Below are 23956 nucleotides of genomic sequence, written 5' to 3'. Positions count from 1 at the left end.
CGGGACACCGCCCGGGGTTGACCCGAAAGGTGCCCGATGACGACCGATACTTCCCCCGGCCATGCCACCGGTTTTGCGCTGTGTATGAACACCATGGCCGACCCCTCCGGCAACTGGACCCACGCGCAGGACGCGATCCTGAGCGCCGAGGAACTGGACCGGGCGCGGCGCACGATTTCGGCCTGGCCCGGCTACGGGCAAACCCCGCTGCTGGACCTGCCCGGTCTGGCCGGGGAAATCGGGGTCGCCTCGATCCGCTACAAGGACGAGGCCGGGCGTTTCGGCCTTGGCAGTTTCAAGGCGCTGGGCGGGGCCTATGCGGTTGCCCGCCTGTTGCAGCGGGAGGTCGAGACCGCCAAGGGCCATCCGGTGCCGATGGCCGAGATCATCGAGGGCGCGCATGAAGACCTCGTATCGAAAATCACCGTCTGCTGCGCGACCGACGGCAATCACGGCCGCTCCGTCGCGTGGGGCGCACGAGCCTTCGGCTGCGATTGCGTGATCTTCATCCATGCGACGGTTTCTGCCGGCCGAAAGCGCGCGATCGAGGCCTACGGGGCCGAGGTGCGCCGCTGCCGCGGGAACTATGACGACAGCGTGCGCGAAGCGCAGGAAACCGCGACGTCCGAAGGCTGGTTCGTCGTCTCCGACACCTCTTACCCCGGCTACATGGAGATCCCCAAGGACGTGATGCAGGGTTACGAGGTCATGGCGGCAGAGGCGTTCGATGCGCTTGACCAGCCGCCCACCCATGTCTTCTTGCAGACCGGTGTCGGCGGCATGGCGGCGGCGGTGGCGGCCAATGCGGTTCGGCGTTGGGGTGCGGAACGGCCGATGATCGTGCTGTGCGATCCGGACCGGTCGGCCTGCTGGTATGACAGCCTGCGTGCCGGGGCGCCGACGGCCGTGGAAGGGGACCTCGACACGATCATGGCCGGTCTGGCCTGTGGTGAGGTCTCGATGCTGGCCTGGGAGATCCTGAAGACCCATGCCGACGCGGTGCTGGCATTGCCAGACGACACGGCGCTGGCCGCGATGCGCCGGTTGTCCGACCCCGTCGCCGGTGATCCGGCCGTGGTCGCAGGTGAATCCGCCGTCGCGGGCCTCGCCGGTCTGACGGCGGCAATGCAGGATGTGGCGGTGCGCACCGCGCTGGGGCTTGGTCCCGCGGCCCGCGTCGTCCTGTTCGGGACGGAGGGCGACACCGACCCCGCCCTTTATGCCCAGATCGTCGGCAAGACCGCAGCCGAGGTGCGCGCCGGGGGCGCTCGATGACCCGCAAGATGATCGTCGCGGGCGCCCAGCTTGGCCCCATCGCGCGGAGTGAGCCGCGCGCCTCGGCCGTGGCACGGATGTGCACCCTGATGCGCGGCGCCCATGCCCGCGGCGCGCAACTGGTCGTCTTCCCCGAACTCGCGCTGACCACGTTCTTTCCCCGCTGGTACATGGAAGACCCGGCCGAGATCGACGCCTGGTTCGAGACGGAGATGCCGAATGCAGCGGTGCAGCCGCTGTTCGATCTTTCCGTCGAACTGGGGCTTGGGTTCCACCTTGGCTATGCCGAACGCACGGCCGAGGGACGGCATTTCAACACCGCCATCCTTGTCGAGGCCGGCCGCATCGTCGGGAAATACCGCAAGATCCACCTGCCCGGTCATCGGGAGAACGAACCGTGGCGCCCGTTCCAGCATCTTGAGAAGCGCTATTTCGAAAAGGGCGATCTTGGGTTCCCCGTGTTCGATGCCTTCGGGGGCAAGACGGCGATGTGCATCTGCAATGACCGCCGCTGGCCAGAGACATGGCGGGTGCTGGGACTGGGCGGGGCGGAACTGGTGGTGTTGGGCTACAACACGCCGCTGCATTATCCCCCCGCGCCGGAGCACGACCACCTGCAGTATTTCCACAACGAATTGTCGGTGCAGGCGGGGTGCTATCAGAACGGGCTGTGGGCAGTGGCCGTGGCCAAGGCGGGGCGAGAGGAAGGGTGCGATCTGATCGGCGGCAGCGTAATCGTGGCCCCGACTGGCGAGGTCGTGGCCCGCGCCGCGACCTCTGGCGATGAACTGATCACCGCAGAGATCGACCTTGACCGCTGCGCCGAAATCCGCGCCAACATCTTCAACTTTGCCCAGCATCGCGAACCGGCCGATTACACCGCGATTACCGCGCCAAAGCCCGGGCCCTGAGGACCCGCGGCCCTTGCCAGAGGGGGCCTGCCTGATACTCTGCCCCCTGTGCGGTTGGCCCGTCGCGGGCGCCTTTCTGGCGTAGTGCGAGCCAGCCGTCGGCACGGGGGCGGGGGACAGGGCATCATGAACTGGGGCGAAGCGGAAAGCATCATCGGGCGGCAGGCCCCGGACGACTACATTCTGTCCCTTGATACGCATGAACGGCTTTACCGCGAAACGGCGCCCGATCTGGTGTGGTTGATCGCACTGGCGGGCCTGCGCAGCGAGGCCGAGACCTATACCCGCTTCGACGGGCAGGCTAATCGGGCGCGGTCGACCTACATGCGCTGGATGCTCACAACCAATCTCGGCACCTTCCTGACCTCGGTATTGAGCGCGGGCGCCATGGCATGGGGGCTGTTGGGGATCAAGCATGACGCGCTGACCCAGGGGCTGCTTGGCCACGGGGCGCTGGGCCTGACCGTCGCGGCGACGGTGTCGGCGGCCGTCGCCTCGGCCGGGTTGCTCATGCTGCGGCAGGGGCGTCTGCTGGAAAACTGGATGCGCAAGCGGGCGACCGCCGAAACCCACCGGGTGGGGTATTTCGAGGGGTTGCTGAAACGCGCGAGCGAGACATCGCAGGACGCGACCTTGCTGGCGCTGGAATATTTCCGCCGCTACCAGTTCGAGGTTCAGAAGAACTATTTCTTCCACCGGGCGCGCGACCACGAGGCCTCGGCAAACAAGACGGTTCTTGTCGGGGCCATCGGCGCGTTCGTTGCGACCTTTTCCAACCTCGCAGGGGCGTTTTCGGGGCAGGGGGTACACGCGACCGGGGCGATCAGCGTGCTTGGCGCCGCGCTTGGTGCCTATGCCATCGGGCGAGAGCAGATGACGCAGGACCGGCGCAATGCCGAACGCTATGACCGGACCTATTCGGCGCTGGTCGCGCTTGCCGGGCTGCTTGACGAGGTTCGAGAGGCCGTGTCGAAGGGCAATCTTGGGCTTGCCCGCGACTTTGCTGCCGCCGTCGATGAACAGGTGACCAACGAACACCGCCAGTGGCTGGAAGCGACCGAGGCCGCCAAGGCTGCCCTGATCCGGATCGAGGACGCCCTGCGCAGCACGGGTGACAAGGAAGCCGCGACGTGATGGGGTGGCATTTTGCGGTCACGCCACCCGCATCGTGATCCGGTCCGTTCCATCCGACCGTCCGGCGGCCGCCCAGGCCTTGGCAAACAGCGCCTGCACCGGTTCGATCCCGTCGGGGTCCACGACAACGGTGATGTTTTCGGCGGGCACCCGGGCGGCGAGCGCGTCGATTTCGAATTGGATGCCCTTTTTCGTCGGGTCGAAGCCGCGCATGTCGATCAGCACGCGCCGCGCCCGGCTCATCAGGGTGAGGACCGTCGGGCGCCAGCTGTTGTCGCGGCAATAGAAATCCTGCATCGGGAACAGCCCGTCGCCGTGGCGTGCCTCGCCCGCGTTGCACGCGCTGGCCAGGTCCTCCGGCGTGCCGATGAAGATGCGCGCCAGCCTGCGGTTCAGGAAGGCGGCCAGTTCAGGTGCGTCAAGCGTTTCGGTGGCCAGATCCGCCGCCCCGATCAGCATCACCGGCCCGTCCGCCCGCCAGTCGAGCAACAGCCCCCGCGCCAGCCGTGTTTGCGACCGGCGCTGTCCGAACACCCGCAAAAGCAGGTTCACGTCGGCCGCGTCACCCGACGGCCGCATCAGCCGCAGAACGATCCGGTAGGCGGCAACGGCCAGCAGATACAGCAACACCACCGGCCCATTCTCGCCCCAGCCCAGCCCCACGATCCAGATCGTCTGGAACAGCCACAGCACGTCATGCTGCATCATGAACTCGCTCGACCCGGCCGTGGCCCGTGCGATCAGCCGCACCGCGAACAGGGCCGTCGCGATCCCAATCGTCAGCACCACCGCGAGGGCCAGCAGCACATATAATACCGCCGACAGCATAGGCGGCAGGTACAGGATCAGGAAATCCAGCACCCCGGCGACCATCGCATAGTACAGGATGTCGAGCGAAACGGTCAGCGGCACCACCAGCGCAACCGCAACCAGAAATAGCGGCAGGGTCGTCGTGCGCAAGATCGGGTTGCCGACCAGCAGGGCGAGGAACAGGGCCGGTAGGGCAAGGATGCCGATCAGCGTGTTGCTTTCGGGTTCGATGGCGGTCAGCGCCCATATCCAGAACACGAGAAACAGCAGGATCAGGTACCAGCGCAGACCGGCCACATAGGCCGCCATCACGATGGCCGCCGTCGCGAAGGAAGCGAGCACCACGCCGAACCGAACCGGAAGGAAGGCGATGTCGTTGATCACGAACATCACCACGACCAGCACGAGGCAATAAGCGAGACCGGACAGCAGATAGCGCAAGGCAAGCCCGGTGCGGTAGCGCGGGCGGCGCGGCAGCGGGGAGATGTCGAACACGACCGATCCGCCGTTGGGGCGGGTTGCATCGGGCACCTCGAACGCGGCCTCCGGCGCGCCGGAGCTTTCCATCATGGCGCGGGTGATCGCCCGCCGGTAAAGTCGCCGGATCACAAGGCCGAGGATCGCCGTCAGCGGAACCGACAGGAAAAAGACGAAGCTCAGAAACCCGTTGAAATTCTCGGCCGTAACGGTCGTGATCATCGGCGCGCCCTCCCCACGGGGGATATTGGGCCCGGGTCCGGCGCAAAAAGCAAGGCAGGTGCGCCGTCATGCGGGACCCATCCGCCCGCTTGGCCGCGGTCAACTTGGCGGGCAGTCAGTTCAGCGGCGCCATCAGGGCATCGCGGCGCTGGCAATCCCTCACCACATCCTCGCCGCAGAGCCGCGGTTCAAGCTCTCGGGTCAGGCAAAGCCGGGCCTCTTGTATGCGGCCGCTCTTGCAGGTGATGGTCAGCATGTCGGGGCGCCAGTCGGGATTGGCCTGAAGAAACGCCTCCTCGACCACGGCGGCTGGCAGTTTCACCGGGTCGGTCAGTTTGCGGAAGATCTCCGGCCGGTTGACCGATTCATACGCGCGTCGGGCGAGGGCGTAGTAGTCGGATGCAGACAATCCGGTGCATTTTCCGTGCTTCTTCCACTGGTGCCATGCCAGCCCGGCACTTCCCATGATGTCCGCCATTCCCTTGGTCTGGCTGGGCAAGGGGTTCTGTTCGACCGAGGGGCAGTAACTGGGCCAGCCCTGTTCGTATTGCGGCCAGAGCCCGTGCAGGATCCAGCCATAGCCGGCGTTTTCGGCGCATTGCGCCGTCTGGTTGCCGGGATCATTCAGCGCGCACCATGTGGGCGACCAGCTGAGCGACAGAACGTAATAGTCGAACGCGCCGGCCGGTTCGCCTTCGGCGTGTGCAAGTCCGGTGGACAGGATCAGGATGGCCAGCCAACGCATTTTCTCTTTTCTCCGCTGCGTTGGACGACTATAACGCGCCGCAACCTCCCCGAAAACGAGGATCAGCGCCGCAGCGGCGCAGCCGTTTTTCCGGCAGGGGAGCCCCGTATTCGTTCGGAAGGAGTTGGACGCATGAACAAGCCGATCATGGCAAAGGCCACTGCCGTCTGGCTGGTCGACAACACCACGCTGACCTTCAAGCAAATCGCCGATTTCTGCGGCATGCACGAACTTGAGGTTCAGGGCATCGCCGATGGCGACGTGGCCGCCGGCGTGAAGGGCTTCGACCCGATTGCGAACAACCAGTTGGAGCAGGTCGAGATCGACAAGGGCGAGGCCGACCCCCTTTACCGGCTGCGGTTGAAATTCAATCCCGCTGCCGTGGGTGAGGAAAAGCGGCGCGGCCCGCGCTATACTCCGCTGTCCAAGCGGCAGGACCGGCCGGCCTCCATCCTGTGGCTGGTCAAGTTCCACCCCGAGTTGAGCGACGGGCAGATCGCCAAGCTGGTCGGCACGACGAAGCCGACGATTCAGTCGATCCGCGAACGCACCCACTGGAACATCGCCAATATTCAGCCGATCGACCCGGTCGCCTTGGGCCTCTGCAAGCAGTCCGAACTGGATGCGATGGTGCAGAAGGCCGCCAAGGCGAAGGCGGCCGAGGGGGCGTTGATGTCCGATGACGAACGGCGCAAGCTTGTCTCGACCGAGCAGTCGCTGGACATGGAGCCCGAGCCGAAGATCCCGACTGCGATTTCGGGGCTGGAGACGTTCACGTTGTCCGGTGATACCGACGAGAAGAAGGACGACGACGAACTGCTGGTCGACGCCGACAGCTTCTTCAACCTGCCCGACAACGCGGACGACGACGAGGACGACGACGACCGTCAAAGCTGAGCGTTCGCGCCTGCCCATGGCTGCCGGCGGGGCCGCGGAAACGGGCGCGTTCCGGCGTAGGCCCGTCCTTCTGACTTGTAGGGCGTGTCAGGCGATTGAGCGGTTGGCGCTGAGCGCGAAGCGCTCGAACTCGCTCTCTGGCAGGGGCTTCGAGTAGTAATAGCCCTGAAGCACGTCGCAGCCGATCCCGCTGAGGATCGCAACCTGCGCCTCGGTCTCCACCCCCTCTGCGACGGTGCCGATGCCAAGGGTGTTGGCGATTTCCAGAATGGCACCGACCAGATTGCGGGCACGCGTGTCCTCGGCCACCGGGAACACGATGCGCTTGTCGATCTTCAGCGCTGAGGGTGCGATTTCCATCAGCCCGATGATCGAGGCATGGCCGGAGCCGAAATCGTCGATCTCGATGTCGATGCCCGCCGACCGGATCGCGTCGAGGTGGAAGCGGAAGACATCGCTTTCCTCTTCCACAAGGATCGATTCCAGCAGTTCGAACGTCACCCGTGTCTGACCCGAGGCGATCTCTTGCGCCATCGAGATCACGTCGGGGTCATGCATGCGGCCGGAACTGACATTGAAGCTGATCTTGGGCACCGTCAGCCCCCGGGCCTGCCAACGCTCCAACGCATCGCGGGATTTCATCATCATGACCCGGTCGATTTCCGGCATCAGGCGCAGATGTTCGGCGACATGAAGAAAGGCATCGGGGGCAAGGATGCCTTCGGTCGGGTGCTGCCAGCGCAACAGCGCCTCGGCCCCGACCAGACGACCATCGGCGGCAGAGACCTGCGGTTGGAAGAAGGGCACGAACTGATCGCCATCCAGCCCTTCGTGGATCTCGATCGCAAGGCGCCGGTCTGTCAGGATTTCCCGGTGCAGTTGCGGCGTGAACAGGTGCAGGCGGTTCCGCCCGGTTGCCTTGGCGCGGTAAAGGGCGGCGTCGGCGAACATCTGGATGTCTTCGCCAATTGCGGACAGATCGTCCACATGGGCGATGCCGAAACTGGCGCCGAACCGGCACTGACGGCCCTGATAGATCAACGGCTCGGCCAGTTTGGCCTGCAACCGGTCGACAAGATCGCAGGCTTCGGCCTCGGTCGTGCCGGGGGCGGGCAGGATCGTGAATTCGTCGCCGCCGATCCGGGCCACGAAATCGTTGCCGCGCAGGCAGTCGAACAGCACATCGGCCACCCGTATCAGGACCAGATCGCCGGCCTCGTGCCCCAGCGTGTCGTTGACGTATTTGAAATGGTCCAGGTCGATGCGGATCAGGACGCAATCTCTGGGGCCGTCCGTTCTTGCCCCGTCCAGCCGTTGGGCAAGTGTCCGGTCATAGTATCTGCGGTTCGGCAGATTGGTCAGGCCGTCATGCAGGGCATGCCATTCGTTGGCGGCGCGCATCTTCTCGGCGGCTTCGTGGGCCTTGCGCAGTTCCGCCTCCCGCTCCATGTCGGCGGTGACGTCAATCAGGGCGCCCGTCCAGATGACCGTGCCGTCCTCGTCCTTGCGCGGGGTGGCCCAGGCGGCCAGCCAGCACAGGCCCCGCTGCGGATGGTGGATGCGAAACCGGTTGTGCCGGGGGCGCATCAGGCGCGAGTCTTCGGCCATCGAGCCGAGATAGGCGCTCCGATCCTCATCATGAACCCGGGCGAAGATGCCCCCCTGAACCGTCTCGATCTCTTCTCTGGTAAAGCCGCAAAGCTCCTCGAAATGCTTGCTGAAATAGGTGAATTGCACCTCGCCGGGGCCGAACCACTTGAATTCGTACAGGCCGACCGGGGCGATGCGCGCGACAGTGCTCAGCCGTTCATGGGCACGGCGGACTTCCTGTGCGGCCTCTTGTGCAAGACGTTCGGCGGCCAGTTGGTCGGTGATGTCGCTGGCATTGCCATACCACAGGATCGAGCCGTCGGGCTGTGCATAGGGCAGGGAGGAAATCAGGACCCAGCGGAGGCCCTTTTCGGGATGCGTGATGCGGCAGCGTGCCTCGAACGCGCAAAGACAAGCCTTCGAACATTCGATCTTTTCGGCAAGTGCGGTGCGGTCCTCGGGGTCCATGCAGGAGAACACCGCGCGCCAGTCCGCCGCGATGGCCTCGTGCGTGGTGCCGAAGATATCCGGCATCTTCGCGCTGAGATAGGGGAAGTGGACGGACCCGTCGGCACGCTGCTGCCGCTCGAACACCGCGCCGGGGATGTTGTCGGCCAGTTTGCTCAGCCGGTGGCTGACCCTTTGGGCCGCCTTGGCCGTCTCGATCAGCCGCAGTTGCGTTTCCTTCAGCTTGCCGATGTTCATCACCGCGCCTGAGATCAGGTAGGGCAGTCCTTCGGCGCTGCGGTCGATCTTGCGGGCGACGGCGCGATACCATTGATAGCTGCCATCGGCATGGCGAAGACGGTGCTCGTGGTCGTAGACCTCCGTTCGTCCGTCGATCAGCGCATGCATGGCCGCCGCGCCGCTTTCGACGTCGTCGGGGTGAAACAGGCTGCGCCAGCCGGCATGGGTGGAGTGGAACTCGCCGGGGCCGTATCCCAACAATTCCCGGATCGCGTCGGATGCCCATCCTTCGCTGTCATCGGCGCTGACGATCCAATATCCCATCCCGCCGCATTGGGCCGAGGCCGTCAGCATGTGTTCGCGGGTCAGCGCCTCGGCCAGCGCCTCGGACAGGCGTTCCTCTTTCGCTTTCAGTTCGGTGATATCGGTCAGGCTGCCGCCGATCATGTCGGGCAGGCCGTCGGCGCTGCGGTCCACGCGCTTGCCCTTGGACCGGAACCAGCGGGTCTTGCCATCGGGGCAGTTGACGCGGAACTCGTGACAGGTGACCTGATCGGTCCCGGCGGCGAGGCGCTCCTGCCGGTCAAGCGCGGCCTCCCTGTCGTCGGGGTGGATCATGCTGCGGAATGCGGCTGAATCCGGCACCGTGTCGGCGTCCAGACCGACAAGTTCGTTCAGGTTCTCACCGAACCACGACTCGCCGGTCTGTGGTATCTTCGTCCAGGGAACGACGCTGCTGTTGGTTGTCGCGAGGCGCAGGATGTCGGCCTTTTCCTGGGCGAGCTTCCGGGCGGTCTGCGCCTCTTCGACCATCTGTTTCAGCGTTTCATCGCCGGGCGGGGCGTCTTGTCCGGCGGCCGCCCGCGGCTCTGGCAGTTGAAGCAGGATGGCAGGGGTCGTCGGGTCAAGCCGGACCCGCCGTGCAACCGCGGGCCGCGCCCGGCCCGTGTCGTTCGGCAGCCGGAACCGGACGTCCAGCGCCACCGAGGCGGTTGTGTCGTCCAGCGCCTTTGCAAATGCGGCTTCGGCCGCGTCGCTGTCGTCGTTCAGCACCAGATCGCGGATGGGCTGCCCGACGAGCGGGTCTTTCGACGTGTCGAACAGGCCCCGGGCACTGTCGCTCAGCCCCAGGACGGTCCCGTCGGCCGAGACGAGAATTGCCGGATGCGGCAAGGCGGACAGCAGTTCGGTTGAGAGTGTCGAAATCTCGGTCACGGGTCAGACTATGTGGATACAGCGTTGCCCCCTTGATCCGACGAATTCGCTAAGCGTTGCCTTAAGAACCGAAAGAGAGACGAATTTGACGCTTTTTCTGCCCGCCCTGCCGGCCGGCTTGAAGCGGGCCCCGGGGCCGCTAGCTCCTTTGAAAAGACCGAAAGTAACGGTGGGCGAGGGGCCCAGGCATCATTCCCAGCGGAGGAACCATCATGTCCATGATCCGACTTGCGGCGGCGTTTGCCCTTGCATCGTTTGCGGCGGCAGCCCACGCATCAGACCGCACGCCCTCGCCCGAAGGGGCGCGCGCGTATATCATTTCGCCCGAAGACGGGGCGACCGTGTCGTCGCCCGTCACCATCACCTTCGGTCTGGACGGGATGGAGGTCGCGCCCGCGGGCACCACGATGCCGCATTCCGGGCATCACCACCTGATCATCGACGTCCCGCAAGAGGGCTATGACTTCTCGCAGCAGGTCCCGGCAGACGATCATCACGTTCATTTCGGTGGCGGTCAGACCGAGACGACGATCGATCTGGCCAGCGGCACGCATACGCTGTGGATCGTGCTGGGCGACGGGATGCATGTGCCGCACGACCCGCCGGTGATGTCGGCGCCGATCACCATCACCGTGGAGTGACGGGCGTCAGCCCGCACCCGGCTCTGGCGGGATGTCGATGCTGGCCAGCCATGGCTTGATGTCCAGCAGGGGCGTTCCGTCGAAGCAATCGATGGCGTCGATATCGATGCGGCCCGCATCATGATCTATGGCGGTGATCCGCACCGCAGACTGGCTGATCGTGTTGGGCCGGTTTGGGGGGCGCAGCGCAAACGTGCCGCGCGGGGCGTCCACATGGCGCGGCGCCTGGATCAGCAGATCGCGCCGGGCGTGATCCATCCAGTAAAGCAGGATGACCGCCTGCCCGGGTTCCAACCCGGTCAGCGCCGGCACAAAGGACGGGTCAAGGTCGACCCATGCGCCTTTTCCGGTCTCCCGGGCCTTGCCGATGTTCTTGGGGCAATTCCCGTCCGCCCAAGGGGACCGGATACGCCCGATAAAGCGCAAGGCGGGGCCGTCCGGCGCGGCCAGCCCCTCCAGCACCCGCTCGCCGGGGCGCAGCTCCCCGACCACTAGGTCAGCAGGCCCGCATGGCGCAACGCGGCGTCGATCTTGGCGGAGGTCCCTTCGGTCACGGGGACCAGCGGCGTGCGCACTTCGTTCTGGCAGAGGCCGAGCCGGGACATGGCGTATTTCGCGCCCGCGACGCCCGGTTCAAGGAAGATCGCGATATGCAGCGGCATAAGACGGTCCTGCAACTCCAGCGCCTTGGCATAGTCGCCGGCGAGCGTGGCCTCCTGAAACTCCGCGCACAGCTTCGGCGCCACATTCGCGGTGACCGAGATACAGCCCCGCCCGCCATGGGCGTTGAAACCAAGCGCGGTGCCATCCTCGCCCGACAATTGCAGGAAGTCGGGCCCGCAGGTGATCCGCTGTTTGGGGACGCGGGACAGATCGCCGGTGGCGTCCTTCACCCCGATGATCCGCGGCAGCTTGGCAAGCTCTCCCATCGTGTCGGGCAGCATGTCGACCGCCGAGCGGCCGGGGATGTTGTAGATGATGATCGGCAGCTTGCAGCAGTCGTGCAGCGCGGTGAAATGCGCGATCATGCCCGCCTGCGTCGGCTTGTTGTAATAGGGCGTGACCACCAGCGCGGCATCGGCGCCGACCTTTTCGGCCTGCTGCATGAAGCGGATCGCCTCGGCGGTGTTGTTCGACCCGGTTCCGGCGATCACCGGGCGGCGCCCGTCCACGGCCTTGACGACCTCCTCGATCACCGTTTCATGCTCGGCATGGCTGAGCGTGGGGCTTTCGCCGGTGGTACCGACGGGGACAAAGCCGTGGCTGCCTTCGGAAATATGCCAGTCGACCAGCCGTTTGAGCGTGTCGAGATCCAGCGCGCCGTTCTTGAACGGCGTGACCAGTGCGGGAAGGGACCCTTGAATCATGACACGCTCCTTTAATCATGGACATGTTTACTGGACCGCGAGTCGGCCCTTTTGCAGCGCGGCGAACCTATAGCGGCGCAGCGCTCTTGCCAAGTTTGTGAATTGCCCCGATCTGTCGCGTCATGAAACCTTGCCCTGTGCAGCCCTGAACCGGTTCCGTTCCAGCCAATGCCTGTCCGTCTGCTTTGTCTGCTGATCGCCCTTGCGGCCCCCGTTCCGACCGCGGCATCGCCTGTCCTGTCGCAGGTGATGAAACATGTGCGGGCCGATCATTGGGATACTGCGCATATCCTCGCCGAAGAGGCGGGGCCGGTGGCGGTCGATATCGTGACATGGCGGCAATTGCGGGCGGGGCAGGGAGATTTCGAAGACTATCTGGATTTCCTGACCCGCAATCCCGATTGGCCGGGGCTTGACCGCATTCGGGCCGAGGGGGAGGGCAAGATCGTCGCGGGAACCGACCCCGACACCGTCCTGGCCTATTTTGGCGAAGACCGCCCGCGCACCGGGACCGGGGCGCTGCGGCTTGTGCAATCCTATGCCGCCAAGGGACAGATGGGCGATGCGCAGGCCATGGCGGTTCTGGCATGGCGCACGCTGGCCCTGTCGGAAGACGCGCAGCTTGCGCTGCTGGCCCGTTTCAAGCGTCAGCTTGCGCCCCATCACGAGGCGCGGATCGACGCGATGCTGTGGGAGGGGCATTTCCTGTCGGCCCGGCGGATGCTGCCGCTGGTGCCGGAGGGCTGGACGGACCTAGCCGCGGCGCGGATCGCGCTGCGCGAACGGGCGCCCGGTGTCGATGCCCGGATCGAGGCGGTGCCCGACGCCCTGCGAAACGATCCCGGGCTGGCCTATGAGCGGTTCCTGTGGCGCGCCCGAAAGGGACGGACCGACGATGCCATCGCGCTGATGGAGGAACGCAGTCTGTCGCCCGAGACGCTGGGGCGACCAGCGCTCTGGGCCGGGTGGCGACGCAGCTTCGCCCGCAAGCTGATGCGAGAGGGCGAGATGGACCGGGCCTATCGGCTGGCCTCCCGCCACTTTCTGACGGAAGGATCGGACTATGCCGATCTGGAATGGCTGTCGGGTTTCATCGCGTTGCGGTTCCGCGATGACCCCGCGACGGCGCTGGATCATTTCCGCCGGTTCGCGGCGGCGGTGGAGACGCCGATCAGCCTTGGCCGGGCGGGATACTGGGAAGGCCGCGCGCTGGAGGCGCTGGGCCGGACGGCAGAGGCGCAGGCCGCCTATGCCAAGGGCGGGGCCCATCAAAGCAGTTTCTACGGTCTGCTCGCCGCCGAAAAGGCGGGGCTGGCAATGGACCCGGCGCTATCGGGGCGGGAAACCTATCCCGACTGGCGCGATGCGCCTTTCGCGAACGGGTCGGTCCTGCGCGCGGCGATGCTGTTTCACGAGGCGGGCGAGCGGAACCTGATGGAATGGTTCATGACCCATCTGGCGGAAACCGCGGATGAGACGGGCCAGCGGCAACTGGCCGGGCTGGCGCTGCGTCTGGGCGAACCCCATGTAGCGCTGAAGATCGCGAAGGTGGCCGCACGGGACGGCAACGTGATGATGGGCGCCTATTTCCCCGTTACCGATCTGGCACAGGCCGCGCATCCCGTGCCGACGGAACTGGTGATGTCCATTGCCCGGCGGGAAAGCGAGTTCGACCCCGCGGTGGTCAGCGGTGCCGGGGCGCTGGGCCTGATGCAGTTGATGCCGCGGACCGCGCAGGCGATGGCGACCCGGTTGGACGTCGCCTATGTCAGCGCGGACCTCACGCGGGACGCAGGGTACAATGCCCGGCTGGGGGCGGAGTATCTTGCCCGCCTGGTCGAGGAATTCGGCCCGAACCCGGTACTGGTCGCCGCCGCCTATAACGCTGGGCCCAGCCGCGCCCATCGCTGGGTGGGCGACCGGGGCGATCCGCGATCGGCTGGGGTGGACGTGATCGACTGGATCGAGATGATCCCGTTCCGCGAGACGCGCAACTACGTCATGCGGGTGACCGAGGCATTGCCGGTCTATCGTGCGCGGCTGACGGGGCAGGCCGAGGCGCTGCATCTGTCGCAGGAACTGAAGTCCTATTAGCCACTGTCGCGGATATGCCAAAGCCTGCCCGGCAGCCGACTTGCGAATCCCCTTCGTGACGCCTATGTAACGCGGTGAGAGGTTGGCGCGGGCGAGCGCCTCGCCAACCCGGTCAGGTCCGGAAGGAAGCAGCCGTAACGAGCCCCGTTCGGGTCGCTGTCCAGCCTCTCACCCTTTTCCCGACATCTTGGCCCTGTGCAGGGCATCGCGCCTTGCCTATGCTTCGCCAAAGCGGGAGGGTTGGATGAAGTTCGTTTCGGTTTTCACGGCGGCGGTGCTTGTCGCGCCGGTCGCTATCGCGCAGCCCGTTCAGGAACATCAGGACATTGCCCCCGGCGTGCACGCCCTTGTCGGGCCGTTCGGGCAGAGAGACCCACAGAACCTTGGCAACAACGCAACCTTCGGGCTGGTCGTGACGCCGGACGGCGCGGTTTTGATCGACGCGGGCGGAAGCATGAAAGGGGCCAAGGCCCTGCATGCGGCCATCCGGCAGGTAACGGACCAACCGGTGCGCTATGTCATCAATACCGGCGGGCAGGACCACCGGTGGATCGGCAATAGCTACTGGCAGGGGCTGGGGGCCACGGTGATCGCCGCCGAGGATGCCGTGGCCGATCAGCACGACCGGGCCTCGATGCAGTTGACCGTGCTTGCGCAACTGATCGGCGATGGGGTGGCGGGCACCGAACCGGCCTATGCCGACATCACGTTTGCGGACCGCTACGACCTGTCCCTTGGCGGCATCGAATTCCAGATCGTCCATCCCGGCCCCGCCCATACGCCGGGCGACAGTTTCGTCTGGCTGCCGGAGTCGCGCACGGTGTTTACGGGCGACATCGTCTATGTGGGGCGTATCCTCGGGGTGATGGATCATTCGTCTTCCGCCGACTGGGTAGAGAGTTTCGACGCCTTCGCCACGCTGGAGCCAGCGCATGTGGTGCCAGGCCACGGCCCGGTGACGGATCTTGCCACGGCCCGCCGGGATACCCGCGACTATCTGGTCAACCTGCGCAGCCGGATCGGGGAGCATATCGAGGCGGGCGGCGATATCATCGGGGCGGTAGACGTCGATCAGTCGGGCTTTGCCTATCTCGACAGCTTCGACCAGCTTTCCCGCCGCAACGCGCAAGAGGTCTTTTCCCAGATGGAGTGGGAATAGCCGATCCGCTGGACGCCGCGCAGGCCAACCCCTACCCTTGATCGAGCACGCGAATCCACGAGGCCCCATGCCCGAGACCCAAGGCACCGCCTATCAGGTGCTTGCCCGCAAATACCGCCCCGCGACGTTCGCCGACCTGATCGGTCAGGATGCGATGGTGCGCACCCTGAAGAACGCCTTCGCCGCCGACCGGATCGCGCAGGCCTTCATCATGACGGGCATCCGCGGCACCGGCAAAACGACCACCGCGCGGATCATCGCCAAGGGCATGAATTGCATCGGGCCGGACGGGCAGGGCAGGCCGACGACAGAACCCTGCGGCCAGTGCGAACATTGTGTGGCCATCGCCGAGGGCCGCCATGTCGACGTGATGGAGATGGACGCCGCCAGCCGGACGGGCGTGAACGACATCCGCGAGATCATCGAGAGCGTGGCCTATCGCGCGGCCTCTGCCCGCTACAAGATCTACATCATCGACGAGGTTCACATGCTGTCGACCAGCGCGTTCAACGCGCTGCTGAAGACGCTGGAAGAACCCCCCGCCCATGTGAAGTTCATCTTCGCCACGACCGAGATCCGCAAGGTGCCGGTGACGGTCCTGTCGCGCTGCCAGCGCTTCGATCTGCGCCGGATCGAGCCCGAGGTGATGATCGACCACCTGAAGAAGATCGCCGGTCTGGAAAACGCGCAGATTGCCGACGACGCGCTGGGCCTGATCACGCGCGCCGCCGAAGGGTCGGTGCGCGACGCGATGAGCCTCTTGGACCAGGCCATTGCCCAGGGCGTGGGAGAGACGACCGCCGATCAGGTACGTGCGATGCTGGGTCTGGCCGACCGGGGCCGGGTGCTTGACCTGTTCGACCTGATCGTGTCGGGTGAGGCCGCGGGCGCGCTGGGTGAACTGTCCGCCCAATATGCCGATGGGGCCGACCCGATGGCGGTGCTGCGCGATCTGGCCGAGATCACCCACTGGCTGAGCGTCATCAAGATCACGCCCGAGGCGGCGGAAGACCCCACCGTTTCCCCCGACGAACGCGCGCGGGGCCTTGCCATGGCCGAGAAGCTGGGCATGCGGGTGCTGACGCGCATGTGGCAGATGCTGCTGAAGGCGCTGGAAGAGGTGGCGATGGCCCCGAATGCGATGATGGCGGCCGAGATGGCGATCATCCGCCTGACCCATGTCTCCACCCTGCCGACGCCCGAGGATCTGGTGAAGACCTTGCAGGAGACCCCGCCGCAGGGGCCCGCGCCGACGGGCGGCGGCGGACCGGGCCGGGGGACGGTTCAGGCCGCACCGCCGCCGGTTCAGTCCCGCATTCCCGCCGGTGGCCCGGTGGCGGCGCTGGCGCATGCGCCGGAACAGGCGCTCGACCGCTATCCCACGCTTGAAGCGGTGGTGGACCTGATCCGTGCCAATCGCGACATGACCCTGTTGTTCGATGTGGAGGCGCATCTGCGCCCCGTCGCCTATTCCCCCGGCCGGATCGAATTCGAGCCGACCGCCGACGCGCCCCCCGACCTTGCCCAGCGGCTGGGCCAGCGGCTGCAGGCATGGACGGGCGCGCGCTGGGCGGTCAGTGTCGTGGGCTCTGGCGGTGGCGCCACGATTGCCGAGGACCGCGATGCCGAGGCCGAAGCGCTGAAGACCGCGGCGAAAGAACATCCGCTGGTGAAGGCCGTATTTGCCGCCTTTCCGAAGGCGGAAATCATCGACATAAGACCCCCCGAGGTCCTTGCCGCGCAGGCGGCCGCCGAGGCGCTGCCCGAGGTGGAGGACGAATGGGACCCGTTCGAGGAAGACTGACCGAAAGGAGACACGCATGTTGAAGGGATTGGGCGGTCTTGGCGACATGGCCAAGATGATGAAGGCCGCGCAGGAAATGCAGACCAAGATGGCCGAGTTGCAGCAGACGCTGGCCACGACCATCGTCGAGGGCGAAAGCGGTGCCGGGCTGGTCAAGGCCACGGCGACGGCCAAGGGTACGCTGACGGGGCTGGATATCGATCCTTCGATCTTCAATTCCGAGGAAAAGGAAGTGGTCGAGGACCTGATCCTTGCCGCGATCAAGGACGCGCAGGAAAAGGCGCTGGAAAAGACCAAGGAAGAGACCCAGAAACTGACGCAGGAAATGGGTTTGCCCGCGGGCATGGAACTGCCGGTCTGAGGGATGGGCGGCGGCCCGCGTGAGATCGACGCTTTGGTTGACCTGATGGCGCGGCTGCCGGGGCTGGGGCCTCGGTCGGCGCGCCGTGCCGTTCTGCATCTGGTCAAGAAGCGGGCCGTGCTTCTGCTGCCGCTGGCCGAGGCGATGCAGCGGGTGGGCGCCAATGTGCGCGAATGCACCCGCTGCGGCAACATCACCACCGACGAACTGTGCGACATCTGCGCCGATCAGGGCCGCGCGACGGGCGAGTTGTGCGTGGTCGAAGATGTCGGCGATCTGTGGGCGATGGAGCGCGGCGGGGCATTCAAGGGCCGTTACCATGTCCTGGGCGGCACGCTGTCGGCGCTTGACGCGGTCGGGCCGGAGGAGTTGCGCATTCCCGATCTCGTGGCACGGGTCAAGCGGGAGGGGATCGCCGAGGTCATCCTTGCACTGAACGCCACGGTCGATGGCCAGACCACCGCCCATTACATCGCCGAGGAACTGGCAGACACCGGGGTGATGCTGACCTCGCTGGCGCAGGGCGTGCCCATCGGGGGCGAACTGGATTACCTTGACGACGGCACGATCAGTGCGGCCCTGAAGGCGCGCAAGGGGTTCTGACGCGCGTTCACGCAATCTCAACTTGAACCCGTGGCCCGGCGGCCCTTAGCTTTGCGCAGGTTTCGGACTAGCTGACAGCAGCACACAGGGAGTTCGCCGATGTCAAAGCCCATGCCGGCCCGCGCCGTGGCCCTTGCCCATATGCAATCATTGCGCGCTTGGCTTCTGGCCTGGGCGGTGGGGCTGGTCCTTTGCCTTGGGGCGCTGCAGGCGCGGGCGGAGGAGACGATCCTCGCCCATGGCATCTCCACCTTCGGTGACCTGAAGTACCCCGCGGATTTCGCGCATCTCGACTATGTCAATCCGGCGGCGCCCAAGGGGGGAGAGATATCCATCTGGGCCTTCGGCTCGTTCGACTCGATGCACCCCTACACGACGAAGGGGCGGGCCGGCGCGATGTCGACCGTGTTCTTCGAATCCCTCCTGACCGGGACGGCGGACGAGATCGGGGCAGACTACGGTCTTTTGGCCGAAAGCATCGAATATCCCGAAGACCGCTCCTGGGCGATCTTCACCCTGCGGCCCGAGGCGCGGTTTTCCGACGGCACGCCCGTCACGCCCGAGGATGTCGTGTTCTCGTTCGAGTTGTTTCGCGACAAGGGTCTGCCCAGCTTCCGCGTGCAACTGGGCCGTCAGGTAGAGCGCGCCGAGGTGCTGGATGGCGCCCGCGTGAAATTCACCTTCAAGGACGGCATCCCCACCCGCGACCTGCCGCAACTGGTGGGCAGCCTGCCGGTGTTCTCCAAGGCGTTTTACGTCGACAACGGCCGCGATTTCGAGGAAAGCAGTCTTGACCCCCTGATGGGCTCTGGCCCCTATATGCTGGAAAGCATGGATGTCGGGCAAACGCTGGTTTACGCGCGCGACCCCGACTACTGGGGGGCGGACCTGCCCATCAATGTCGGCCGCAACAACTTCGACCATATCCGGATCGAGTACTATGCCGACTACAACGCGGCCTTCGAAGGGTTCAAGGGCGGCAGCTATACCTTCCGCAACGAGGCGTCGTCGAAAATCTGGGCCACGGGCTATGGGTTTCCGGCCGTGAACAACGGCTGGGTGGTGCGCGCCGAACTGTCCGATGGCGACATGGCGACGGGACAGAGCTTTGCCTTCAACCTGCGTCGGGCGCAGTTCCAGGACGAACGGGTGCGGCAGGCGCTGGGCCTGATGTTCAACTTCGAATGGTCGAACGAGACGCTGTTCTACGGCATCTACGAGCGGATCAATTCCTTCTGGGAAAACAGCTCTCTCGAGGCGGAGGGGGTGCCGACCGACGGAGAACTGACGTTGTTGCAGCCGCTGGTCGACGAGGGGCTGTTGCCCGAAAGCATCCTGACCGAACCTGCGGTCATGGCCCCGACCTCGGGCGACCGGCAGCTTGACCGGCGCAATATGCGCGCGGCCTCTGCCCTGCTGGACGAGGCCGGATGGATCGTCGGCGATGACGGGATGCGCCGGAAGGACGGTGAAGCGCTGCGGGTGGAATTCCTGAACGACAGCCAGACCTTCGACCGCGTGATCAACCCCTATGTCGAGAACCTGCGCCGTCTTGGTGTCGATGCCATCCATACCCGCGTGGACAACGCACAGGCGACGAACCGCGAACGCAGCTATGACTTCGACGTCATCACCGCGCAATTCCCGATGAGCTTCATCCCCGGGTCGGGCCTGCACCAGTATTTCGGGTCGGAAACCGCCGATACCTCTGTCTTCAACAAGATGGGTCTGAAGAACCCCGCGGTGGATCGGCTGATTGATCTGGTTTTGGCCGCCGACAGCGACGGCGAACTGACCACGCGGGTCAAGGCGCTGGACCGGGTGCTTCGCTCGCTCCGCTTCTGGGTACCGCAATGGTACAAGGGCGTGCACACGGTGGCCTATTACGACATGTACGAGCATCCCGATCGGATCCCGCCCTATGCCTTGGGCAATCTCGACTTCTGGTGGTATAACGCCGACAAGGCCGAGGCGCTGCGCGCCGCCGGGGCCATCAGATAACAACGAGGCAGAGCAGCCCATGGGCGCCTATATCCTGCGGCGATTGCTGCTGATCATCCCGACGCTGATCGGGATCATGGTGATCAATTTCACCCTGACCCAGTTCGTGCCGGGCGGTCCCATCGAACAGATCATCGCGCAGATGGAAGGCTCCGGCGATGTGTTCGAGGGCATCGCAGGCGGCGGCGATGTGGGTGAGGCGTTTCAGGGCGGCGACGAGAAATACGTGGGCAGCCGCGGCCTGCCTCCGGAATTCATCGCGGAACTTGAAAAGGAGTTCGGCTTTGACAAGCCGCCGCTGGAGCGGTTCCTGACGATGCTGTGGAACTATCTCCACTTCGATTTCGGCGAGAGCTACTTCCGCTCCGTCTCGGTCATCGATCTGGTGCTGGAAAAGATGCCGGTCTCGATCACGCTGGGCCTGTGGTCGACCGTGATTGCCTATCTGGTGTCGATCCCCTTGGGGATCCGCAAGGCGGTGAAGGACGGCTCTCCGTTTGACACATGGACCAGCGGTGCGATCATCGTGGGCTATGCCATCCCCGGATTCCTGTTCGCGGTGCTTTTGCTGGTGGTGTTTGCGGGCGGGTCCTACCTGCAATGGTTCCCCTTGCGCGGCCTGACCTCTGACAACTGGGAGGAGTTGAGCCTTCTGGGCAAGATCGGCGACTATTTCTGGCACATTACCCTGCCGGTGCTGGCCTCGACGATTTCCAGCTTCGCCACGCTGACGTTGCTGACCAAGAATTCCTTCCTTGACGAGATCAAGAAGCAGTATGTCATCACCGCCAAGGCCAAGGGGCTGAGCGAGGGGCGCGTGCTATACGGCCACATCTTCCGTAACGCCATGCTGATCGTGATCGCCGGCTTTCCGGGGATGTTCATCGGCGTGTTCTTCGGCGCGTCCATCATCATCGAGACGATCTTTTCCCTCGACGGTCTTGGCCGGTTGGGGTTCGAGGCGGCTGTCGCACGCGACTATCCGGTGATCTTCGCCACGCTCTATGTCTTCGGACTGATCGGTCTGTTGGTGGGGCTGTTGTCCGACCTCACCTATGTGCTGGTCGACCCGCGGATCGATTTCGAAAGCCGGGAGACATGAGACGCATGGTCCGGCTGTCCCCCCTCAATCAGCGCCGTTGGCGCAACTTCAAGCGCAACCGCCGGGCCTATTGGTCCTTGATCCTGTTCTCGATCCTGTTCGGCCTGTCGCTCTTTGCCGAGTTCCTTGCCAACGACAAACCGATCTATGTGCAGTATCGCGGCGAAAGCTTCTTCCCGATCTACAACTTCTATCCCGAAACCGCCTTTGGCGGCGATCTGCGGACAGAAGCCGTTTATCGCGATATCGAGGTTCAGTGCCTGATCGTCACAGGCGGGCTGATCGATTGCTGGGATGATCCGGAGGAGCTGATCGAGGACGCGCAGGATGGTCAGATCGACGGGGAGCAGATCGAAAAGGGCCGGGTGGTCTGGCCGCCCATCCCCTACAGCTACTCCACGATTTCCGACATTTCCGGCACGGCCCCCTCGCCGCCCGATGGCGAACATTTACTGGGCACCGACGACACGGCGCGCGATGTGCTGGCGCGGGTGATCTATGGATTCCGGTTGTCGATCCTGTTCACGCTGATGGTGACCGGCATCGCTTCGGTCATCGGGATCGTGGCGGGGGCGGTACAGGGCTTCTTTGGCGGCCTGACGGACCTGATCTTCCAGCGGGTGATCGAGATCTGGACCTCCACCCCCCAGCTTTACATCATCATCATCCTGTTCGCGGTCCTGGGGCGCAGTTTCTGGCTGTTGGTCTTCCTGACGGCGCTTTTCGGCTGGCCCGCGTTGGTCGGTGTTGTTCGGGCCGAATTCCTGAGGGCGCGAAACTTCGAATATGTGCGGGCCGCCCGCGCCCTTGGGGTCAGCAACTGGACGATCATGTTCCGCCACATGCTGCCCAATGCCATGGTCGCCACGCTAACACTGCTGCCATTTATCATCACGGGCACCATCGGCACGCTGGCCAGCCTCGACTTCCTCGGCTTCGGCCTGCCGTCCTCTGCGCCCTCGCTGGGGGAGTTGACCTTGCAGGCCAAGCAGAACCTGCAGGCGCCCTGGCTGGCCTTTACCGCGTTCTTCACCTTCGCGATCATGCTGTCGCTTCTGGTGTTCATCTTCGAGGGCGTGCGCGATGCCTTTGACCCGAGGAAGACCTTCTCCGGTGGCGGTGCGGGATCGGGTGAACCAACCGCGGCACCGTCCACCAAGCCAACGGAGGCCACCGGATCATGAGTGCAGACCCGATCCTGTCCGTTCGCGATCTGCGGGTGCGCTTCAACCAGGACGGCACCGAGACAGAGGCCGTGCGCGGTGTCAGTTTCGATGTTGGCCGGGGGGAGACCGTGGCCATCGTGGGGGAATCCGGCTCTGGCAAGTCTGTGACGGCCCTGTCCTCTGTGTCCCTGCTGCCGGCCAGCGCCCGTGTCAGCGGGTCGATCACCTACAACGGCGAGGAAATGATCGGCGCTTCCGAGGCGCGTCTGCGCGACGTGCGGGGCAACGACATCAGCTTTATCTTCCAGGAGCCGATGACCTCGCTCAACCCGCTGCACACGCTGGAAAAGCAATTGGCCGAAAGCCTTGCGCTGCATCAGGGCCTGACCGGGGCGCCTGCGCGGGAACGCATTCTGGAGCTGTTGAACCGTGTCGGCATCCGCGACCCCGAAAGCCGTTTGAACGCCTATCCGCACCAGTTGTCGGGCGGCCAGCGGCAGCGGGTGATGATCGCCATGGCACTGGCCAACGGGCCCGACCTGCTGATCGCCGATGAACCGACGACGGCGCTGGATGTGACAATCGAGGCGCAGATCCTCGACCTGCTGGCAGAGTTGAAACGCGAAGAGCGGATGAGCCTGCTGTTCATCACCCATGACCTTGGCGTGGTGCGCCGCATCGCCGACCGGGTCTGCGTGATGAAGGACGGGGAGATGGTCGAAACCGGTCCGACCGAAGACATCTTCCGGTCGCCGCAGCATCCCTATACCCAAAAGCTCTTGTCGGCCGAGGCGACCGGGGTGCCCGAGCCTGTCGCGCCGGAGGCCGAGGAGATCGTGCGCACCGACCGCCTGAAGGTCTGGTTCCCGATTCAGCGGGGCTTCATGCGCCGTACAGTCGGTCATGTGAAGGCGGTGAACGAGGCCGATATCTCGGTTCGTGCAGGGGAGACGCTGGGCATCGTGGGCGAATCCGGGTCGGGCAAGACGACGCTGGCGCTGGCCATCATGCGGCTGATTTCCTCCGAAGGCGGGATCGTCTTTGACGGGCGCAATATCGACGGGTTGAAGTCGCGGCAGATGCGGCCCCTGCGGCGCGACATGCAGATCGTGTTTCAGGACCCGTTCGGCAGTCTCAGCCCGCGGATGACCGTGGAACAGATCATTGCCGAGGGGCTGGGCGTACATGGCGTCCGGTCTGGCCGGTCAAAGCGGGACGAGGTCGCGCAGATGCTGACCGAGGTCGGCCTGCCCCCGGACATGATGCACCGCTATCCGCACGAGTTTTCCGGCGGGCAGCGCCAGCGCATCGCCATCGCGCGCGCGATGATCCTGCGCCCGCGCCTTCTGGTGCTGGACGAGCCGACCTCGGCGCTCGACATGACGGTGCAGGTGCAGATCGTGGCCCTGCTGCGCGGTTTGCAGAAGAAGTACGACCTAGCCTATCTGTTCATCAGCCATGACCTGCGCGTGGTGCGGGCGCTGTCCCACAAGGTGGTGGTGATGCGGGCCGGCGATATCGTCGAGGCCGGCGGGGTGCAGGAGATCTTCGATGCGCCGAAGACGGACTATACGCGCACGTTGATGCAGGCCGCATTCGGAACGGTGGGGGCCGGGGCGGCCTGAGATCGGGTGTTCCCGGGGCCGCGTTGTTCACGGTCGATATGGTAAGACACAAACGCCCGCCCCGGTTCAG

General features: G+C 65.1%; 19 protein-coding genes and 1 other RNA gene. 15 read left to right on the top strand and 5 right to left on the bottom strand.

The genetic code is table 11. From position 1 onward, the window contains the following. The first annotated feature begins 36 nt into the window (after positions 1–36). The 3 genes from RGUI_RS05970 (at position 37) to RGUI_RS05960 (ending at position 3320) form a co-directional block, all read left to right on the top strand. Positions 37–1275, top strand: coding sequence for a diaminopropionate ammonia-lyase (locus RGUI_RS05970; protein WP_081532212.1), 1239 nt, complete (start codon positions 37–39; stop codon positions 1273–1275). Next, on the top strand, positions 1272–2186 hold the full coding sequence (locus RGUI_RS05965) for an N-carbamoyl-D-amino-acid hydrolase (protein WP_081532211.1): 915 nt from the start codon (positions 1272–1274) through the stop codon (positions 2184–2186). The genes RGUI_RS05970 and RGUI_RS05965 overlap by 4 nt, the downstream gene beginning before the upstream one ends. A 126-nt stretch (positions 2187–2312) precedes the next feature. Further along, positions 2313–3320 (top strand): hypothetical protein, encoded by a 1008-nt coding sequence (locus RGUI_RS05960; RefSeq protein WP_081532210.1) that lies wholly within the window; start codon positions 2313–2315, stop codon positions 3318–3320. A gap of 18 nt (positions 3321–3338) precedes the next feature. Here RGUI_RS05960 and RGUI_RS05955 read toward each other — a convergent pair whose 3' ends face one another. Further along, positions 3339–4829: a hypothetical protein gene (locus RGUI_RS05955; RefSeq protein ID WP_081532209.1), complete on the bottom strand. Its 1491-nt coding sequence runs from the start codon at positions 4827–4829 to the stop codon at positions 3339–3341. A gap of 115 nt (positions 4830–4944) precedes the next feature. Next, complete coding sequence (locus RGUI_RS05950) at positions 4945–5574, bottom strand: ribonuclease T2 (RefSeq protein WP_081532208.1); 630 nt, start codon at positions 5572–5574, stop codon at positions 4945–4947. Between the two features lie 132 nt (positions 5575–5706). On the opposite strand from RGUI_RS05950, the gene RGUI_RS05945 reads away from it, so the two are divergent. Continuing rightward, positions 5707–6471, top strand: coding sequence for a DUF1013 domain-containing protein (locus RGUI_RS05945; RefSeq protein WP_081532207.1), 765 nt, complete (start codon positions 5707–5709; stop codon positions 6469–6471). An 87-nt stretch (positions 6472–6558) separates the two neighbouring features. On the opposite strand, the gene RGUI_RS05940 is transcribed toward RGUI_RS05945, so the two are convergent. Further along, positions 6559–9963, bottom strand: coding sequence for an EAL domain-containing protein (locus tag RGUI_RS05940; protein WP_081532206.1), 3405 nt, complete (start codon positions 9961–9963; stop codon positions 6559–6561). 212 nt (positions 9964–10175) lie between these two features. Between RGUI_RS05940 and RGUI_RS05935 the strand changes: the two genes are divergently transcribed. After that, on the top strand, positions 10176–10604 hold the full coding sequence (locus RGUI_RS05935) for a DUF4399 domain-containing protein (protein ID WP_253798877.1): 429 nt from the start codon (positions 10176–10178) through the stop codon (positions 10602–10604). 6 nt (positions 10605–10610) lie between these two features. Here the strand turns inward: RGUI_RS05935 and RGUI_RS05930 are convergent, their stop codons facing one another. Next, positions 10611–11096: a TrmO family methyltransferase gene (locus RGUI_RS05930; protein ID WP_081532205.1), complete on the bottom strand. Its 486-nt coding sequence runs from the start codon at positions 11094–11096 to the stop codon at positions 10611–10613. Further along, the gene (gene dapA, locus RGUI_RS05925) at positions 11096–11971 is read right to left on the bottom strand and encodes a 4-hydroxy-tetrahydrodipicolinate synthase (RefSeq protein WP_081532204.1); all 876 of its coding nucleotides are present in this window, start codon (positions 11969–11971) and stop codon (positions 11096–11098) included. Before dapA ends, RGUI_RS05930 begins: the two co-directional genes overlap by 1 nt. Before the next feature lie 168 nt (positions 11972–12139). On the opposite strand from dapA, the gene RGUI_RS05920 reads away from it, so the two are divergent. The 10 genes from RGUI_RS05920 to RGUI_RS05875 all read left to right on the top strand — a co-directional run bounded on the left by RGUI_RS05920 (position 12140) and on the right by RGUI_RS05875 (position 23886). Beyond that, complete coding sequence (locus RGUI_RS05920) at positions 12140–14065, top strand: lytic transglycosylase domain-containing protein (RefSeq protein WP_081532203.1); 1926 nt, start codon at positions 12140–12142, stop codon at positions 14063–14065. A 76-nt stretch (positions 14066–14141) separates the two neighbouring features. After that, positions 14142–14238, top strand: an RNA gene (gene ffs, locus RGUI_RS05915) — signal recognition particle sRNA small type. A 71-nt stretch (positions 14239–14309) separates the two neighbouring features. Beyond that, positions 14310–15224: an MBL fold metallo-hydrolase gene (locus tag RGUI_RS05910; RefSeq protein ID WP_081532202.1), complete on the top strand. Its 915-nt coding sequence runs from the start codon at positions 14310–14312 to the stop codon at positions 15222–15224. Positions 15225–15291: 67 nt separating this feature from the next. Then, complete coding sequence (locus tag RGUI_RS05905; protein WP_081532201.1) at positions 15292–17028, top strand: DNA polymerase III subunit gamma/tau; 1737 nt, start codon at positions 15292–15294, stop codon at positions 17026–17028. A gap of 16 nt (positions 17029–17044) precedes the next feature. Further along, positions 17045–17389 carry a YbaB/EbfC family nucleoid-associated protein gene (locus RGUI_RS05900; protein WP_081532200.1) on the top strand — a complete coding sequence of 115 codons (345 nt, stop codon included), beginning with the start codon at positions 17045–17047 and terminating at the stop codon, positions 17387–17389. A 3-nt stretch (positions 17390–17392) separates the two neighbouring features. Beyond that, positions 17393–17992 (top strand): recombination mediator RecR, encoded by a 600-nt coding sequence (gene recR / locus RGUI_RS05895; RefSeq protein ID WP_081532199.1) that lies wholly within the window; start codon positions 17393–17395, stop codon positions 17990–17992. Between the two features lie 99 nt (positions 17993–18091). Continuing rightward, complete coding sequence (locus tag RGUI_RS05890; protein WP_081532198.1) at positions 18092–19993, top strand: extracellular solute-binding protein; 1902 nt, start codon at positions 18092–18094, stop codon at positions 19991–19993. Positions 19994–20012: 19 nt separating this feature from the next. Next, on the top strand, positions 20013–21095 hold the full coding sequence (locus RGUI_RS05885; RefSeq protein ID WP_081532197.1) for a microcin C ABC transporter permease YejB: 1083 nt from the start codon (positions 20013–20015) through the stop codon (positions 21093–21095). A 5-nt stretch (positions 21096–21100) separates the two neighbouring features. Further along, positions 21101–22279: an ABC transporter permease gene (locus RGUI_RS05880; protein WP_081532196.1), complete on the top strand. Its 1179-nt coding sequence runs from the start codon at positions 21101–21103 to the stop codon at positions 22277–22279. Beyond that, on the top strand, positions 22276–23886 hold the full coding sequence (locus tag RGUI_RS05875; protein ID WP_081532195.1) for an ABC transporter ATP-binding protein: 1611 nt from the start codon (positions 22276–22278) through the stop codon (positions 23884–23886). The genes RGUI_RS05880 and RGUI_RS05875 overlap by 4 nt, the downstream gene beginning before the upstream one ends. The last annotated feature ends 70 nt before the right edge of the window (positions 23887–23956 follow it).

The organism is Rhodovulum sp. P5 (genome assembly GCF_002079305.1).
In the GTDB taxonomy this organism is placed as follows: Bacteria; Pseudomonadota; Alphaproteobacteria; order Rhodobacterales; family Rhodobacteraceae; genus Rhodovulum.
Note: the sequence above shows the minus strand (reverse complement) of the source record. Positions and strands in the feature narration are given on the sequence as shown.

Excerpts from the sequence above, each read along its gene's own strand:
- RGUI_RS05890 (WP_081532198.1), top strand. The coding sequence starts at position 18,092 with ATGTCAAAGCCCATGCCGGCCCGCGCCGTGGCCCTTGCCCATATGCAA.
- RGUI_RS05970 (WP_081532212.1), top strand. The coding sequence starts at position 37 with ATGACGACCGATACTTCCCCCGGCCATGCCACCGGTTTTGCGCTGTGT.
- RGUI_RS05875 (WP_081532195.1), top strand. The coding sequence starts at position 22,276 with ATGAGTGCAGACCCGATCCTGTCCGTTCGCGATCTGCGGGTGCGCTTC.
- RGUI_RS05945 (WP_081532207.1), top strand. The coding sequence starts at position 5,707 with ATGAACAAGCCGATCATGGCAAAGGCCACTGCCGTCTGGCTGGTCGAC.
- RGUI_RS05905 (WP_081532201.1), top strand. The coding sequence starts at position 15,292 with ATGCCCGAGACCCAAGGCACCGCCTATCAGGTGCTTGCCCGCAAATAC.
- RGUI_RS05965 (WP_081532211.1), top strand. The coding sequence starts at position 1,272 with ATGACCCGCAAGATGATCGTCGCGGGCGCCCAGCTTGGCCCCATCGCG.
- RGUI_RS05920 (WP_081532203.1), top strand. The coding sequence starts at position 12,140 with ATGCCTGTCCGTCTGCTTTGTCTGCTGATCGCCCTTGCGGCCCCCGTT.
- RGUI_RS05935 (WP_253798877.1), top strand. The coding sequence starts at position 10,176 with ATGTCCATGATCCGACTTGCGGCGGCGTTTGCCCTTGCATCGTTTGCG.
- RGUI_RS05880 (WP_081532196.1), top strand. The coding sequence starts at position 21,101 with ATGGTCCGGCTGTCCCCCCTCAATCAGCGCCGTTGGCGCAACTTCAAG.
- RGUI_RS05885 (WP_081532197.1), top strand. The coding sequence starts at position 20,013 with ATGGGCGCCTATATCCTGCGGCGATTGCTGCTGATCATCCCGACGCTG.
- RGUI_RS05950 (WP_081532208.1), bottom strand. The coding sequence starts at position 5,574 with ATGCGTTGGCTGGCCATCCTGATCCTGTCCACCGGACTTGCACACGCC.
- RGUI_RS05955 (WP_081532209.1), bottom strand. The coding sequence starts at position 4,829 with ATGATCACGACCGTTACGGCCGAGAATTTCAACGGGTTTCTGAGCTTC.
- RGUI_RS05900 (WP_081532200.1), top strand. The coding sequence starts at position 17,045 with ATGTTGAAGGGATTGGGCGGTCTTGGCGACATGGCCAAGATGATGAAG.
- dapA (WP_081532204.1), bottom strand. The coding sequence starts at position 11,971 with ATGATTCAAGGGTCCCTTCCCGCACTGGTCACGCCGTTCAAGAACGGC.
- RGUI_RS05910 (WP_081532202.1), top strand. The coding sequence starts at position 14,310 with ATGAAGTTCGTTTCGGTTTTCACGGCGGCGGTGCTTGTCGCGCCGGTC.
- recR (WP_081532199.1), top strand. The coding sequence starts at position 17,393 with ATGGGCGGCGGCCCGCGTGAGATCGACGCTTTGGTTGACCTGATGGCG.
- RGUI_RS05960 (WP_081532210.1), top strand. The coding sequence starts at position 2,313 with ATGAACTGGGGCGAAGCGGAAAGCATCATCGGGCGGCAGGCCCCGGAC.